The organism is Pseudomonas sp. 14P_8.1_Bac3, from assembly GCF_025466085.1.
Lineage (GTDB): Bacteria > Pseudomonadota > Gammaproteobacteria > Pseudomonadales > Pseudomonadaceae > Aquipseudomonas.
The window spans coordinates 1-14,401 of record NZ_JANLOD010000078.1 but is presented as its reverse complement, the minus strand read 5'-3'; the positions used below and the strand labels follow the sequence as shown (position 1 = coordinate 14,401).

11 protein-coding genes are annotated in these 14,401 nt (G+C 58.0%); 5 read left to right on the top strand and 6 right to left on the bottom strand.

The genetic code is table 11. The features are described from left to right. The first annotated feature begins 366 nt into the window (after positions 1 to 366). The 5 genes from aceE (at position 367) to msrA (ending at position 10,399) form a co-directional block, all read left to right on the top strand. Positions 367 to 3,012: a pyruvate dehydrogenase (acetyl-transferring), homodimeric type gene (aceE, locus tag NTD84_RS28690; RefSeq protein ID WP_262172423.1), complete on the top strand. Its 2,646-nt coding sequence runs from the start codon at positions 367 to 369 to the stop codon at positions 3,010 to 3,012. Between the two features lie 11 nt (positions 3,013 to 3,023). Then, positions 3,024 to 4,991 (top strand): dihydrolipoyllysine-residue acetyltransferase, encoded by a 1,968-nt coding sequence (aceF, locus tag NTD84_RS28685; RefSeq protein WP_262172422.1) that lies wholly within the window; start codon positions 3,024 to 3,026, stop codon positions 4,989 to 4,991. Between the two features lie 271 nt (positions 4,992 to 5,262). Continuing rightward, a complete protein-coding gene (locus tag NTD84_RS28680; RefSeq protein WP_262172421.1) occupies positions 5,263 to 6,657 on the top strand; it encodes an alkaline phosphatase D family protein in 1,395 nt (464 codons plus the stop codon). Positions 6,658 to 6,993: 336 nt separating this feature from the next. Next, a complete protein-coding gene (locus NTD84_RS28675) occupies positions 6,994 to 9,687 on the top strand; it encodes a GGDEF and EAL domain-containing protein (RefSeq protein ID WP_262172420.1) in 2,694 nt (897 codons plus the stop codon). Between the two features lie 64 nt (positions 9,688 to 9,751). Next, positions 9,752 to 10,399 carry a peptide-methionine (S)-S-oxide reductase MsrA gene (gene msrA, locus NTD84_RS28670; RefSeq protein WP_262172419.1) on the top strand — a complete coding sequence of 216 codons (648 nt, stop codon included), beginning with the start codon at positions 9,752 to 9,754 and terminating at the stop codon, positions 10,397 to 10,399. Between the two features lie 157 nt (positions 10,400 to 10,556). Here msrA and NTD84_RS28665 read toward each other — a convergent pair whose 3' ends face one another. The 6 genes from NTD84_RS28665 to NTD84_RS29935 all read right to left on the bottom strand — a co-directional run. After that, the gene (locus NTD84_RS28665) at positions 10,557 to 11,396 is read right to left on the bottom strand and encodes a 23S rRNA (adenine(2030)-N(6))-methyltransferase RlmJ (RefSeq protein WP_262172418.1); all 840 of its coding nucleotides are present in this window, start codon (positions 11,394 to 11,396) and stop codon (positions 10,557 to 10,559) included. 107 nt (positions 11,397 to 11,503) lie between these two features. Next, positions 11,504 to 11,650, bottom strand: coding sequence for a hypothetical protein (locus tag NTD84_RS28660; protein WP_262172416.1), 147 nt, complete (start codon positions 11,648 to 11,650; stop codon positions 11,504 to 11,506). 486 nt (positions 11,651 to 12,136) lie between these two features. After that, positions 12,137 to 12,553: a hypothetical protein gene (locus tag NTD84_RS28655; RefSeq protein ID WP_262172415.1), complete on the bottom strand. Its 417-nt coding sequence runs from the start codon at positions 12,551 to 12,553 to the stop codon at positions 12,137 to 12,139. Beyond that, positions 12,553 to 12,981, bottom strand: a complete 429-nt coding sequence (locus NTD84_RS28650) for a hypothetical protein (RefSeq protein WP_262172414.1) — start codon at positions 12,979 to 12,981, stop codon at positions 12,553 to 12,555. The genes NTD84_RS28655 and NTD84_RS28650 overlap by 1 nt, the downstream gene beginning before the upstream one ends. 250 nt (positions 12,982 to 13,231) lie before the next feature. After that, on the bottom strand, positions 13,232 to 13,630 hold the full coding sequence (locus tag NTD84_RS28645; protein WP_262172413.1) for an immunity 50 family protein: 399 nt from the start codon (positions 13,628 to 13,630) through the stop codon (positions 13,232 to 13,234). Positions 13,631 to 13,633: 3 nt separating this feature from the next. Further along, positions 13,634 to 14,401 (bottom strand): RHS repeat-associated core domain-containing protein (locus NTD84_RS29935; RefSeq protein ID WP_315975580.1); only part of this gene is annotated, 768 nt, incomplete at its 5' end.

Here is a 14,401-nt window from a genome sequence, read left to right as displayed (position 1 = left end):
GTATAGAGGGGTGCATGTAGTGAATTTTCAAATTGCACTACGTGGTCGACTGTCGAACAAAGGTTAGAAATAGCTGAAATTTCTTTATTTTTGGCAGACAGCATCAAGCTTTCACCTTTTTCGGTTGGCAAAAGACCAACCTTAACGATTATTCTCACAACGCAGCTGGAGGCCATAAGCCGCTCATCTGTAGTTTTACTACTCGTATATACATTCGGATAGCTGAAATGCCCGATGATTTGTAGTAAAACTACACGCCGCCGGAACCTACCTCTCGGCAATCCAAGAATTTATATCGTCTGCCCACAAGGCCAGTCGCAAACTCAGGCAACCGATTCTGGAAGCCTTTCCGCCCTGGAGCAAGCCATGCAAGACCTCGATCCCGTCGAAACCCAGGAATGGCTGGACGCCCTGGAATCGGTTCTCGACAAAGAAGGCGAAGACCGTGCTCACTATCTGATGACCCGTATGGGCGAACTCGCAACCCGCAGCGGTTCGCAATTGCCTTACGCCATCACCACGCCATACCGCAACACCATTCCCGTTACCCACGAAGCACGCATGCCTGGCGACCTGTTCATGGAACGCCGCATTCGCTCGCTGGTACGCTGGAACGCGATGGCCATGGTGATGCGTACGAACCTGAAAGATTCTGACCTGGGCGGTCACATCTCCAGCTTCGCCTCCAGCGCAACCCTGTACGACATCGGCTTCAACTATTTCTTCCAGGCCCCGACCGACGAACACGGCGGCGACCTGATCTACTTCCAGGGTCACACCTCGCCAGGCGTCTACGCCCGTGCGTTCATGGAAGGCCGCATCACCGAAGACCAGATGAACAACTTCCGCCAGGAAGTGGACGGTCACGGCCTGTCGTCGTACCCGCACCCTTGGCTGATGCCTGATTTCTGGCAGTTCCCGACGGTATCGATGGGGCTGGGCCCGATCCAGGCGATCTACCAGGCACGCTTCATGAAGTACCTGGAAGCCCGTGGTTTCATTCCGGAAGGCAAGCAAAAAGTCTGGTGCTTCCTGGGCGATGGCGAGTGTGACGAGCCGGAATCCCTGGGCGCGATCTCGCTGGCTGGCCGCGAGAAGCTCGACAACCTGATCTTCGTCATCAACTGCAACCTGCAGCGCCTCGACGGCCCGGTTCGCGGCAACGGCAAGATCATCCAGGAACTCGAAGGCGTGTTCCGCGGTGCTCAGTGGAACGTGACCAAAGTCATCTGGGGCCGTTTCTGGGACCCTCTGCTCGCCAAGGATGTCGACGGCATCCTGCAGCGTCGCATGGACGAAGTCATCGACGGCGAGTACCAGAACTACAAAGCCAAAGACGGCGCGTTCGTGCGTGAACACTTCTTCAACTCGCCAGAACTCAAGGCGATGGTTGCAGACTTGTCCGACGACGAGATCTGGAAACTCAACCGTGGCGGCCACGACCCGTACAAGGTCTACGCGGCGTACCACGAAGCGGTCAACCACAAGGAACAACCGACCGTCATCCTGGCCAAGACCATCAAGGGTTATGGCACCGGTGCCGGCGAAGCGAAAAACACTGCGCACAACACCAAGAAAGTCGATGTTGAAAGCCTGAAGCTGTTCCGCGATCGTTTCGACATTCCAGTGCGCGACGAAGAGCTGGAAAACCTGCCGTTCTTCAAGCCGGAGCCAAACAGCGCCGAAGCCCGCTACCTGAGCGAGCGCCGCACTGCACTGGGCGGTTTCGTGCCACAGCGCCGCGCGCAGAGCTTCAGCGTACCGACCCCGTCGCTCGATACCCTCAAGGCCATTCTCGACGGCTCGGGCGACCGTGAAATCTCCACCACCATGGCCTTCGTGCGGATCCTCGCGCAGCTGGTCAAGGACAAGGAAATCGGCCCGCGTATCGTCCCGATCATCCCGGACGAAGCCCGTACCTTCGGTATGGAAGGCATGTTCCGTCAGTTGGGCATCTACTCGTCCGTCGGCCAGCTCTACGAGCCAGTCGATAAAGACCAGGTGATGTTCTACAAGGAAGACAAGAAGGGCCAGATCCTCGAAGAAGGCATCAACGAAGCGGGCGCCATGAGCTCCTTCATCGCGGCCGGTACTTCGTACTCCAGCCACAACCAGCCCATGCTGCCGTTCTACATCTTCTACTCGATGTTCGGTTTCCAGCGTATCGGCGACCTCGCCTGGGCTGCCGGCGACAGCCGTACCCGTGGCTTCCTGATCGGCGGCACCGCCGGCCGGACCACGCTGAACGGCGAAGGCCTGCAACACGAAGACGGTCACAGCCACATCCTGGCCGCCACCATCCCGAACTGCCGCACCTTTGATCCAACCTACGGCTACGAGCTGGCGGTGATCATCCAGGACGGCATGAAGAAGATGACCGAAGAGCAGCAGGACGTTTTCTACTACATCACCGTGATGAACGAGTCCTACCAGCAGCCAGCCATGCCGGCCGGTGTCGAGGAAGGCATCATCAAGGGCATGTACCTGCTCGAAGAAGACACCAAGGAAGCAGCGCACCACGTTCAGCTGATGGGCTCCGGCACCATCCTGCGCGAAGTCCGTGAAGCGGCGAAGATTCTGCGTGAACAGTTCAACGTTGGCGCTGACGTGTGGAGCGTGACCAGCTTCAACGAACTGCGTCGCGATGGCCTGGCCGTCGAACGCACCAACCGTCTGCACCCGGGCCAGAAGCCTAAACTGAGCTACGTCGAAGAGTGCCTGAACAGCCGTAAAGGTCCGGTCATCGCCTCCACCGACTACATGAAACTGTTCGCCGAGCAGATCCGTCAGTGGGTACCGTCCAAGGAATTCAAAGTCCTGGGCACCGATGGTTTTGGCCGCAGCGACAGCCGCAAGAAACTGCGTCATTTCTTCGAAGTCGACCGTCATTTCGTGGTGTTGGCAGCCCTGGAAGCCCTGGCTGACCGTGGTGATATCGAACCTAAGGTGGTCTCCGAAGCCATCGCCAAGTTCGGCATCGACCCGGAAAAACGCAACCCACTGGACTGCTGAGGAGAGATTCTGTGAGCGAACTCATTCGCGTACCTGACATCGGCAGCGGTGAAGGTGAAGTAATTGAACTGTTTGTGAAGGTCGGCGACCGTATCGAAGCCGAGCAAAGCATCCTGACGCTGGAATCGGACAAGGCGAGCATGGAAGTGCCTGCGCCGAAGGCCGGCATCGTCAAGAGCCTGAAAGTGAAGCTGGGCGATCGCCTGAAAGAAGGCGACGAACTGCTCGAGCTGGAAGTCGAAGGCGCCGCAGCAGCGGCCCCGGCGGCTGCCGCTGCACCTGCCGCCAAAGCTGAAACCAAACCGGCTGCCGCACCTGCTGCTGCCGCGCCTGCTCCTGCTGCTGCGCCGGCCGCCGCCAGCGTTCAGCAAGTGCATGTGCCGGACATCGGTTCGGCGGGCAAGGCCCAGATCATCGAGATCCAGGTCAAGGTCGGCGACACCGTCGAGGCTGATCAGTCGCTGATCACCCTGGAATCCGACAAGGCCAGCATGGAGATCCCTTCGCCAGCCGCTGGCGTGGTCAAGGCCATCAGCGTCAAGCTCAACGACGAAGTCGGTACCGGCGACCTGATTCTGGACCTGGAAGTGGCGGGTGCTGCGGCCCCTGCTGCTGCCGCGCCAGCCCAGGCGGCTGCACCTGCGGCCGCTGCCCCGGCACCTGCCGCTGCCGCTCCGGCTGCACCGGTGGCCGACAGCGTTCAGGACATTCATGTCCCGGACATCGGTTCGTCGGGCAAGGCCAAGATCATCGAAGTGCTGGTCAAGGCAGGCGACACCGTCACCGCCGACCAGTCGCTGATCACTCTGGAATCCGACAAGGCGAGCATGGAAATTCCATCGCCAGCCGCTGGCGTGGTGGAAAGCGTTTCCATCAAGCTGGATGACGAAGTCGGTACTGGCGACCTGATCCTGAAGCTCAAAGTCAAAGGCGCTGCACCGGCCGCTGCACCGGCTCCAGCCGCTGCTGCCGCACCTGCGGCGGCCAAGTCTGAAGCTGCCCCTGCGGCTGCCGCCCCGGCCCCGGCTGCACCGGCTGCCGCACCCGCCAAGCCTGGCGCCAAGGTTCACGCTGGCCCGGCTGTACGCCAACTGGCGCGCGAATTTGGCGTCGAGCTGAGCGCAGTCAGCTCGAGCGGCCCGCACGGTCGAGTGTTGAAAGAAGACGTGCAGGTTTACGTCAAAGCCATGATGCAAAAGGCCAAGGAAGCACCGGCCGCTGCTGGCGGCGCTACCGGTGGCGCGGGCATCCCGCCGATTCCGGTCGTGGATTTCAGCCGCTTTGGTGAAACCGAAGAAGTGCCGATGACTCGCCTGATGCAGATCGGCGCGTCGAGCCTGCATCGCAGCTGGTTGAACATCCCGCACGTGACTCAGTTCGATTCGGCTGATATCACCGAGCTGGAAGCGTTCCGTATCGCTCAGAAAGCCGTTGCAGAGAAGGCTGGCGTCAAGCTGACCATCCTGCCGCTGCTGCTCAAGTCCTGCGCGCACCTGCTCAAGGAGCTGCCGGACTTCAACAGTTCGCTGGCACCGAGCGGCAAGGCGATCATCCGCAAGAAATACGTGAACATCGGCTTCGCCGTCGACACCCCTGAAGGCCTGCTGGTACCGGTCATCAAGAACGTCGACCAGAAGAGCCTGTTGCAACTGGCAGCCGAAGCCGCTGCGCTGGCCGCGAAGGCCCGCGACAAGAAGCTCACCGCTGACGACATGCAAGGCGCCTGCTTCACCATTTCCAGCCTCGGCCACATTGGCGGCACCGGCTTCACGCCGATCGTCAACGCGCCGGAAGTGGCGATCCTTGGCGTCTCCAAGGCAACTATCCAGCCAGTCTGGGACGGCAAAGCCTTCCAGCCGAAACTGATGCTGCCACTGTCGCTGTCCTACGATCACCGTGTGATCAACGGCGCCGCTGCTGCACGCTTCACCAAGCGTCTGAGCGATCTGCTGGCGGACATCCGCACCATCCTGCTGTAACACCGGCTGGCCCTCCTTCACCGGAGGGCCTGTCGCGTTCCACGTTTTCCGAGCGCCACGCTCGTACCTCAACCCCGCCAATTTGGCGGGGCTTTTTTTTGCTTTGGAAAAAGGTCCCGTCCTACACGTGTGGCTTACGTCGGCCACAACTCACGTCCACTAAACGTCAGTGTTTTTTGCCCGTCAGTCACTAGGCTGGGCTCAATCGTTCTCAATGGAGTGCGTTACACCCTCATTGGCTTAATCAGCCTTATTTCGAATGGATTCGAATATGTTCAAACCTACCGTCGGCCCGATTATTGGCCACACGACACCCCATCACGCCCGGATCTTTCTGCGCGGTGAGTTACAAACAGACGCCTTGGTATTTGCCGGGCTGCGTTATCGACGCAGCGGCGACCTGCGCTGGTCCAGCGGCGTTTTCGTCCAACTGGCAAGCACGCGGGACATGTGTGAAGTCTTCGTCCTCGATGACCTCGCCGCCGATACCCAATACGAATACCAGGCAGGCTGGTTCAGCCCCATGAGCCCGGTGCACACCGTGGAGACGGTTCAGGAGCTGCCGCTGCAATGGCCGCGGGATGTCTATCGCTTCCGCACCCAGCCCAGCATAACAACGGTGCCTCGGGCGTACATCGTTGGCTCTTGCCGGTACCTGCGAATGACCGGCGGCTCACCGGTGCTGCCACGGCTTGGCGACCGAATCTTCGCGTCGATCAACCACTTGGCGCAGCGCGCCGCCACGCCCATCAATGCCCTGCTGATGACCGGGGACCAGGTGTATATCGATGACTTGAACTTCGTTGCGCCTGATCGCGAATACGGGGACATACTCAGCAAGTACCGCACGGCCTTTTCCCAACCCCACATCGCCCGGTTGATGGCGAGCCTGTCGACTTACATGATCCTCGACGACCATGAAATCGAAGACAACTGGCCAGCCAACAGAGGCCCTGACGACGACCATTTGTATAAGAATGCCATCGCCGCTTACGAGTTGTATCAAGCCAGCCACGGCCCGGCCCATGAGGTCCTTGAAACGGGGGGCCTGGACGGGCGCCTGGAACGCTACTGGTATCAATTCACCCACGGCGATATCGAGTGGTTTGTCACGGACAGCCGGACCCGGCGCAACCTGTCGGCCGCCAACCGGCGCATCCTCGACGAACAACAGGAACAAGCCCTCTGCGACTGGTTGATCAACAGCCCGGCGCGGGTCAAATTCGTGGTCACCAGCGTGATGTTTTACCCCGATCGCAAACGTATGGGCGGCGACGCCTGGAAAGCCTTTCCGGAACAACGCCTGCGGTTGTTGGAGACGATTCGCACACACTGCATCAGAAACGTCTTCTTCGTGTCCGGCGATGTCCACGGCTCCCTGACCAGCCGCCTGACCCACAGCGAAGACCCGGACTTCGAGGTCCACACCATTGTGTCCTCACCGCTGTGCAACAGCCTGTTGTTGCCGTATGCCCGGGCTTCCACCTTCATCCTCAATCAGCCCTTGGCCCGGACAGCCACCGGGGATTACCGGCATGAACTGACCAGCCGGGTGATCAGCCAGGACAATTTTGCCCATCTGGTTGTCGACATAGATCAGGTGCGAGTCAGTTTTCACGACCGGGAGGGCGGTCTGTTGCAGTCGACCCGCATCACGTTGCGTTGAAGCCGAAAGCATCGCCAGCAAGCCGGCTCCTACACGTCCTGCGCCCCGCACACATCGCGGACGCCCTGTAGAAGCCAGCTTGCTGGCGATAGCGCCCTCAGATCCCGCCCCTAAAGGCCGCCATCGCCAGCGAAAATCAGCAGCGCTTTTTCCAGCGAAATACGTTAGTTTTCAGGCAATACTGAAGAAAAGTTAATGCCGGCCGACATATTCTTATAGCACTTGGCCTTCATGTCTCTTGTCAGTCGGTGTCGCAATGATGCAACCTTGCCGCAGGCAACAGTAAAGAGGGCGAGAGCCCGGCGCGATCAGCACATTCGAAGCGAGTTTCCCTCAATGAAAAGCCAACCCGATGCCGCCAGCCGTATGGTGGCCGAGGTAGTGACGCAGTTGCCTGTGCCCTCGCGGCTCGGCATGCTGCGTTTCGAACGGCTGAATGAACCAAGCTGGGCGCTGCTGTTCCTCGATCCCAATTGCGAGCGACAGTTCGGCCTGCCGGCCGTGGAGCTGTGTGCCCTGGTCGGCTCGCCCTACGCCAGCCTGATGGAGCCCGAAGCGCGCTATCAACTGCACGACGCCGTTCAACAGCAACTCACCGCCGGTCCGCATTATCAGGTTCGCTACACCCTGCATACCGCCGCCGGCACCTTGAGCCTGCTGGAAGTCGGCGAAGCCTACAAGCAACACAATCGACACCTGCTGCGCGGCTACCTGTTGGTGGTCGACGGCCTGTTCGAGGGCGAACCGCTGATCCCGGCGCTCGACCTGGAAACCCAGAACTCGCGCCTGCAGATCGCCCTCGAACTCAATCAACGCGCCCAGCAGGAACAACTCCTGCACCTGGATCGCGTGCGCGCCCAGCAAGACCTGATCCTGCTGCTGACCCGCCAGCGCTACAGCACCGGCAACTCCCTGCGAGAAGCCGCCGAGCTGATCACCCGCAGCGCCTGTGACATCTACGAAATCGACTGCGCCAGCCTGTGGAACCTTGAAGGTTCGATGCTGGTGCCAATTTCGGCGTATCACCGCGACACCCAGACCTACGAACTGCCGCAGCCGATCGACATCAGTGGCTTCCCCGATTACATGGAAGCGCTGCACGGCAGCCGCGCGATCGATGCGCACAACGCGGTTCGCGATCCGCGCACTCGGGAAATCGCCGAAAGCCTGCGCCCGCGCGACGTGAGCGCGATGCTCGACGCCAGTATTCGGGTCGATGGTCAGGTGGTCGGCGTGCTCTGCCTGGAGCAGACCGGTGCGACCCGCGCCTGGCAGTCCGACGAAATCGCCTTTGCCGGCGAGCTGGCCGATCAATTCGCCCAGGTCATCAATAATCACAACCGCCGAACCGCCACCAGCGCCCTGCACCTGTTCCAGCGCGCGGTCGAGCAAAGTGCCAACGCCTTTCTGCTGGTCAATTGCGACGGCGTGGTGGAATACGTCAACCCGAGCTTCACCGCGATCACCCAGTACAGCACCGAAGAAGTCCACGGCCAGCGCCTGTCGGAACTGCCGGCCCTGGAAAATCTCAGTGAACTGCTGTTCGACGCACCCTCGGCGCTGGCCAAGAGCAACAGCTGGCAAGGCGAATTCAAAAGTCGCCGGAAAAACCTCGAACCCTACTGGGGCCAGTTGTCGATTTCCAAGGTGTATGGCGACAATCGCGAGCTGACGCATTACATCGGCATCTACGAAGACATTACCCAGAACAAACTCGCTCAACAGCGCATCGAACGCCTGGCCTACACCGACAACCTGACCAACCTCGGCAACCGTCCGGCGTTCATCCGCAACCTCGATGAACGCTTTGCCCGCGACAGCGACACACCGATCAGCCTGCTGCTGGTGGACATCGACAATTTCAAACGGATCAACGACAGCCTCGGCCACCAGACCGGCGACAAGCTGCTGATCAGCCTGGCTCGCCGCCTGCGCAACAGCCTGATCCCGAGCGGCAGCCTGGCGCGCTTTGCCAGTAACGAGTTCGCCGTGTTGCTGGACGACACCGACCTCGCGACGGGCCAGCAAGTGGCCAACCAACTGCTGGCGACCCTCGACAAGCCGATGTTCGTCGACAACCAGCTGATCAGCGTCACCGGCTCGGTCGGCCTGGCCTGCGCGCCGCTGCATGGCCGTGATCCGCAGACCCTGATGCGTAACGCCGGGCTCGCCTTGCACAAGGCCAAGGCCAACGGCAAACATCAGGTGCAGGTCTTTACTGAAGCGCTGAACGCGGAGGCCAGTTACAAACTGTTCGTCGAAAACAACCTGCGCCGTGCCCTGACGCAAAACGAACTGGACGTGTTCTACCAGCCCAAGCTCTGCCTGCGCAGCGGTCGCTTGCTGGGCATGGAAGCGCTGCTGCGCTGGAACCACCCGGAAAAAGGCATGATCCGTCCGGATCAGTTCATCAGCGTCGCGGAAGAAACCGGGCTGATCATCCCCATCGGCAAATGGATCGCGCGCCAGGCCTGCCGCATGAGCAAAGACCTCACGGCCGCCGGCCTCGGTAACCTGCAAGTGGCGATCAACCTGTCACCCAAACAGTTCTCCGACCCGGACCTGGTCTCGTCGATCGCCAACATCCTCAAGGAAGAAGCGCTACCGGCCAATCTGCTGGAACTCGAACTGACCGAAGGCCTGCTGCTGGAAGCCACCGAAGACACCCACTTGCAGCTCGATCAGCTCAAGCGCCTGGGCCTGACCCTGGCCATGGACGACTTCGGCACCGGTTACTCGTCGCTGAGTTACCTGAAAAAATTCCCGATCGACATCATCAAGATCGATCGAAGCTTCATTCACGAAATCCCGGACAACCAGGACGACATGGAAATCACCTCCGCCGTGATCGCCATGGCCCACAACCTGAAACTCAAGGTCGTGGCTGAAGGCATCGAGACCGCCGAGCAATTGGCGTTCCTGCGCCGCCATCGTTGCGATGTCGGCCAGGGCTACCTGTTCGACCGGCCGATCCCGGGCACCGAGCTGATCGAAAAGCTCAAGCGCTACCCGCGTGGCCCAATCGCCTGACAGCGGCGCTGCACTCGGGCAAACTGCGCATCTGACAATTTCAACCTGACTGAGAGGACTGATCATGGTTCTGCGCTCGGAAATTCTGGTGAACAAAAACGTGCTTCCTACCAAAGAACAAGCTCTGCCTGGCCGCGACACCCCAATGAGTCTGCCGGAAAAACACTTCGTCCACGACGCGCCGCTGCTGGGTCCGTTCATCACCGACGTGGATTTCGCGATCTTCGGACTGGGCTGTTTCTGGGGCGCCGAACGCCGGTTCTGGCAGCGCGAAGGCGTCGTCAGCACGGTGGTGGGTTACGCCGGCGGTTTCACGCCAAACCCGACGTACGAAGAAGTCTGCTCGGGCCTGACCGGCCACAGCGAAGTGGTACTGGTGGTCTATGAGCCAGCGAAAGTCAGCTACGAAGAGCTGCTGAAAATGTTCTGGGAACTGCACAACCCGACCCAGGGCATGCGTCAGGGCAACGACATCGGCACGCAGTACCGTTCGGTGATCTACGCCACCAACCCGGCTCAACTGGCCGCCGCCGAACACAGCAAACACGTGTTCCAGGTCGAACTGACCAAGGCCGGCAAAGGCACCATCACCACCGAAATCGACGAAGCCCCGACGGTCTACTTCGCCGAGGCTTATCACCAGCAGTACCTGGCCAAGAACCCTGAAGGGTATTGCGGGATTGGCGGTACCGGCGTGACCTGCCCGATCTGACCTGACCTGACACACGATCAACTGTAGGCGCCGGCTTGCTGGCTCCTGCAGGTGATGCGGCGATCACAATCCTGAGTACGACGCCAACCCCTCCTGTGGGAGCGGGCTTGCTCGCGAAGGCGCCGGATTAGCCAACCTCAAAACACCTGATCACTGATCAACTCTCAGCAATCAACCAATCCATCTGCCACCCACCTTGGGTCTGCCCCAATTTCTTGGACAACCACGGCAGCAACTCACGCAATTCCTCTTCCAGCCCCCACGGCGGATTCGCAATCGCCAGCCCGGAGCCGTTCAAGGTGTTCGGCGTGTCCAGGGGATGCACCAGCAACTCCACCCGCAACAACTTCGGCGCGCCCGTGCCGGCCAGGTCCTGATAAAAACGCCGCAGCATGCGCTGGTCCTTCACCGGGTACCAGATGGCCGCCACCGTCTGGCGCATCCGCCCGATCGCTTCTTTCAGCGACGCCGCACAGCGCTGCATCTCGTCCAGCTGTTCGAACGGTGGGTCGATCAACATCACCGCCCGCTTCTCCTGCACCGGCAACATCGCGCGCGACACATGCCAGCCTTCTCCCAGGTGCACCTTCACCCGACGGTCGCCGGCCATGTTGTCCTTGAGCAACACGCCGTCCTCCGGGTGTTTCTCGTTGAGCATCACCCGATCCTGCGGCCGCGTCAGGCGCCGCGCCAGCTCCGGCGAACCCGGGTAATAGCGCAACTGGCCATCCGGGTTCATGTCGTGCAGCACCCTCATGTAATCGGCGGTCAGCGCCGGCAGGTCCGGCTGATCCCACAACCGCGCGATGCCTTCCAGGTACTCACCGGTACGACTCGCCTGATCGCCCTGAAGGTCGTACAGGCCAATGCCGGCGTGAGTGTCGAGATAGGCAAACGGCTGCTCCTTGCGCGACATCAGGGCGATGAGGCGGGTCAGCGTCAGGTGTTTGAACACATCGGCGTGATTGCCGGCATGGAAGGCGTGACGATAATTCATGATTGCTCCTGCGAAGGCCGGGAAGTTTACCTTGTACCGACGCGAACGTCAGGGCTTCGCAGCCGAGCGGCTGGCACTGATCGTCCCTGCGCAGCGCGTGGGAACGATCAAGCCGTTTCGCGCTGCTCCGAACGCCGCGCCTTCAGTCGTCGCCCAAGCACATCCAGCACGTCGCAGCCATCGCGCAACGGAATGGCGTAGAGCAACGCGAAGTCACTGAGGATGAACGACTGGCACTCGATCGAGCTACGCATGGACAGATTCTCCATCACTTCGATCGGCCTTCCTACAGGCTTGGGTGGCAGCTATACGCGGGGTAGGAATATCGAGGCCAGAGAACTCGACCACACCGAAGCGTGCCCGCGCACAGCCGCTGCAACTGATCTTACGGGCGCACATTGACGGCCGCAATTCAGGTGTCGACGCCGAAGCGTTTTCTCTGGTTTTGAAGGGTTCCTACACCCTGTCACTGCATTCGCAGCGACTGCCAAAGACTAACCATTGGAGCTCACTTCGCACCAGTTCATGCAAACCGCTACAACTTGAAGGAAACTTCCGATGACCTTGCCCCGAATTTGTAGCGTCTGTAGGACCGCCTTCGCGGGCACGCCTCGCGCCTACAGATTCAAGGCTGGCCGCAAAAAGCAGGAACGACTTCGATCCTGTAGGAGCGTGGCTTGCCCGCAAAAAGGCCGATACAAGCGCTGCAAAAATCTTTGCACCTCTCGCTACTTAGCCTTTCACCAGGTTGAAAAGTCCTCCTGGCTCGCCTTGTACAAATCCTCGGCCCAAGCTTCGGATAATTTAACGTAAACATCCTCAAAAAACGCCTTGGGATCATTCATTTCATCCCAACCAAGAGGAAGTAACGAGGGCGATATTGGATCATGCTCAAGCACATCAGAAAAAACTTTCGGATCGCCATCAAGAGCCTCTACCAATACAAAAAACAAAACAAACTTATGTCGATAGCTCAGCGCAGCAAAGCGCTTCACAATATATCGAGATATTAAAAACCCTCTATCGTAAGGACACTCAGGATCGTACTTAGATAACTCAACCCCAAGACTGTCTTCGAGATCATATATATCGAATCCACCGAGAAAATGTTCCAAGCGCGGACTGTACGGAATATCAAGATAAGGATGCATCAACATTAAACTTTCTCTATCGGGTAAAACGCTAAAGGTTCCAGCGTCTCAAAGTCAAACTTCATCTCAAATGCATTCATCTTAGGAATGTAACGCGGGTTGGCCGGATCCAAGGCATTAGGTTCATATCCAGATCCTATATTCTCAGCTTCCATTCGCACCACCAAATTTCCTTTCCTATCCTCCCCGGTAAAACGTGACATGTTTCTGGCTTCCCTTGTCATCGCTTCATTATAGGCATTCAGCTGCCCCACATAGCTTAAAAATTTTGAACTGGGAACTGCCCTCCACTTACTGACCTGACCGAGTAATGGGTGTTTAATAACCGGTTGCTGATCAACAGCAAAATGCTCTTTCGATACATCCTGGCCTGTAATTCGCATCGCGCACTTATTTATTAAAATCCCTATCTTGCAAAACATATCACCCAACATAAATCCCCAACCCTACAATTAATTAACCTGTCAACTTGGCCAGGACCAGATACGCGTTCTCTATCACGCCCCGGCGCTTTCCTTCTATCAAGACTTCGCTCTGTGCGAATAAAAAGGCCGGATGAACATTCTGCTTGTAGCAAGTTTTCTTTAAGGCTGCCGACCTGACAATCCAATTCTTCATTTTCAGTTGAGGAATTTCCTAATTCGAAATCACCCCCAATATTTTTAATAAACGAATATGCCCGCTTCAAACAAAGGGAGTCTTTGTGAGATAAACTGTAGGATCACGAAGAGCTATAAATGACGCCGTAAACTCTATCATTGAGCGCTCCGACTTAGCAGATACCAAGAAACACGAACCCGCCTTTTCGATGGTTAGTTTTAAATACTCGCTTGTAGGCAATTGTTTAACTATCAAACCCTCAACCTCACTTCCAGTAATTCCAATACGACAGGCATTATATGAAATTTCTTTCCACTTTTCCGGAACCGTATCTGGCAACTCTTTTATATCAAACAGTAGTGACAACGTGGATTGATTATTATCTACGCTCAATGAAAAAAGTTTGACTCGATCAATGACAACATTTCCACTAAATACCATCGAGAAAAATTTACTACCATCAAGCTCATTCCAGAATTTCATGATTTATCTCCTAAACGAATAGTGCTCAGCTGTATTTTCAACTTTTCCGTTTCTCGGGTCGTCCGCTGGCCGAACGTTAAAATGAGGCCCTTGATCTCCTTGGCCGTTTTTGGCACCAAATCTATGCCCCGCAGCGTGATCTTGAAGTATCAACTTGACCCCATCCTCCCGTGTAAAAAAGTATTGCCTAGTCCTAATCGGAAACCCTTTTTCGTTGAGAATATTTTTTCCGTTCATATCAGTCATATTGGCATAAGTGAATTGACGTGGCCTTCCATCAATATCATCCAACTGAACATCAGGCTGCTGATTTCTAGGGATTTTGGCATCAAACTTTGCCTGCCTAAATGCTCCCTGCCTGGAAAGTTGAGGTAAATCGGGTTCGCTTGGATTCCCGCAATTTGATGACTTCGGGGACTTCGGTGGGCAATTCCCACTCAACCCCAACGGATCAACCCACCCCGTCGGGTTCAGCGCGTACCGGTACTGATTCAGCCCACCCGCCAGCTTCACCGGATCCGGCGTCAAGTAGCGGCCTACGTCGGGATCATAGTACCGATGCCGGTTGTAGTGCAGGCCGCTCTCAACATCACAGTATTGCCCCTGAAACCGCAGCGGTTGTTCGAGTTGCTCGCCTGCGCCGGACACTAGCTGCGTCACTTTTCCGTAGGCGTTGTACTTCGCCGACCAGACGATCTCGCCGCCAAAATCCGTCAGTTCCTGCGGGGTGCCGAGGTGGTCGAGTTGGTAGTAGAAGGGGCAGGCCTTGCT

Bases quoted from the DNA above. Each gene is read 5' to 3' on its own strand.
- aceE (WP_262172423.1), top strand. From the start codon at position 367: ATGCAAGACCTCGATCCCGTCGAAACCCAGGAATGGCTGGACGCCCTG.
- NTD84_RS28665 (WP_262172418.1), bottom strand. From the start codon at position 11,396: ATGAATTATCGTCACGCCTTCCATGCCGGCAATCACGCCGATGTGTTC.
- NTD84_RS28660 (WP_262172416.1), bottom strand. From the start codon at position 11,650: ATGCGTAGCTCGATCGAGTGCCAGTCGTTCATCCTCAGTGACTTCGCG.
- NTD84_RS28645 (WP_262172413.1), bottom strand. From the start codon at position 13,630: ATGAAATTCTGGAATGAGCTTGATGGTAGTAAATTTTTCTCGATGGTA.
- msrA (WP_262172419.1), top strand. From the start codon at position 9,752: ATGGTTCTGCGCTCGGAAATTCTGGTGAACAAAAACGTGCTTCCTACC.
- NTD84_RS28655 (WP_262172415.1), bottom strand. From the start codon at position 12,553: ATGTTGATGCATCCTTATCTTGATATTCCGTACAGTCCGCGCTTGGAA.
- NTD84_RS28680 (WP_262172421.1), top strand. From the start codon at position 5,263: ATGTTCAAACCTACCGTCGGCCCGATTATTGGCCACACGACACCCCAT.
- NTD84_RS28675 (WP_262172420.1), top strand. From the start codon at position 6,994: ATGAAAAGCCAACCCGATGCCGCCAGCCGTATGGTGGCCGAGGTAGTG.
- NTD84_RS28650 (WP_262172414.1), bottom strand. From the start codon at position 12,981: ATGTTGGGTGATATGTTTTGCAAGATAGGGATTTTAATAAATAAGTGC.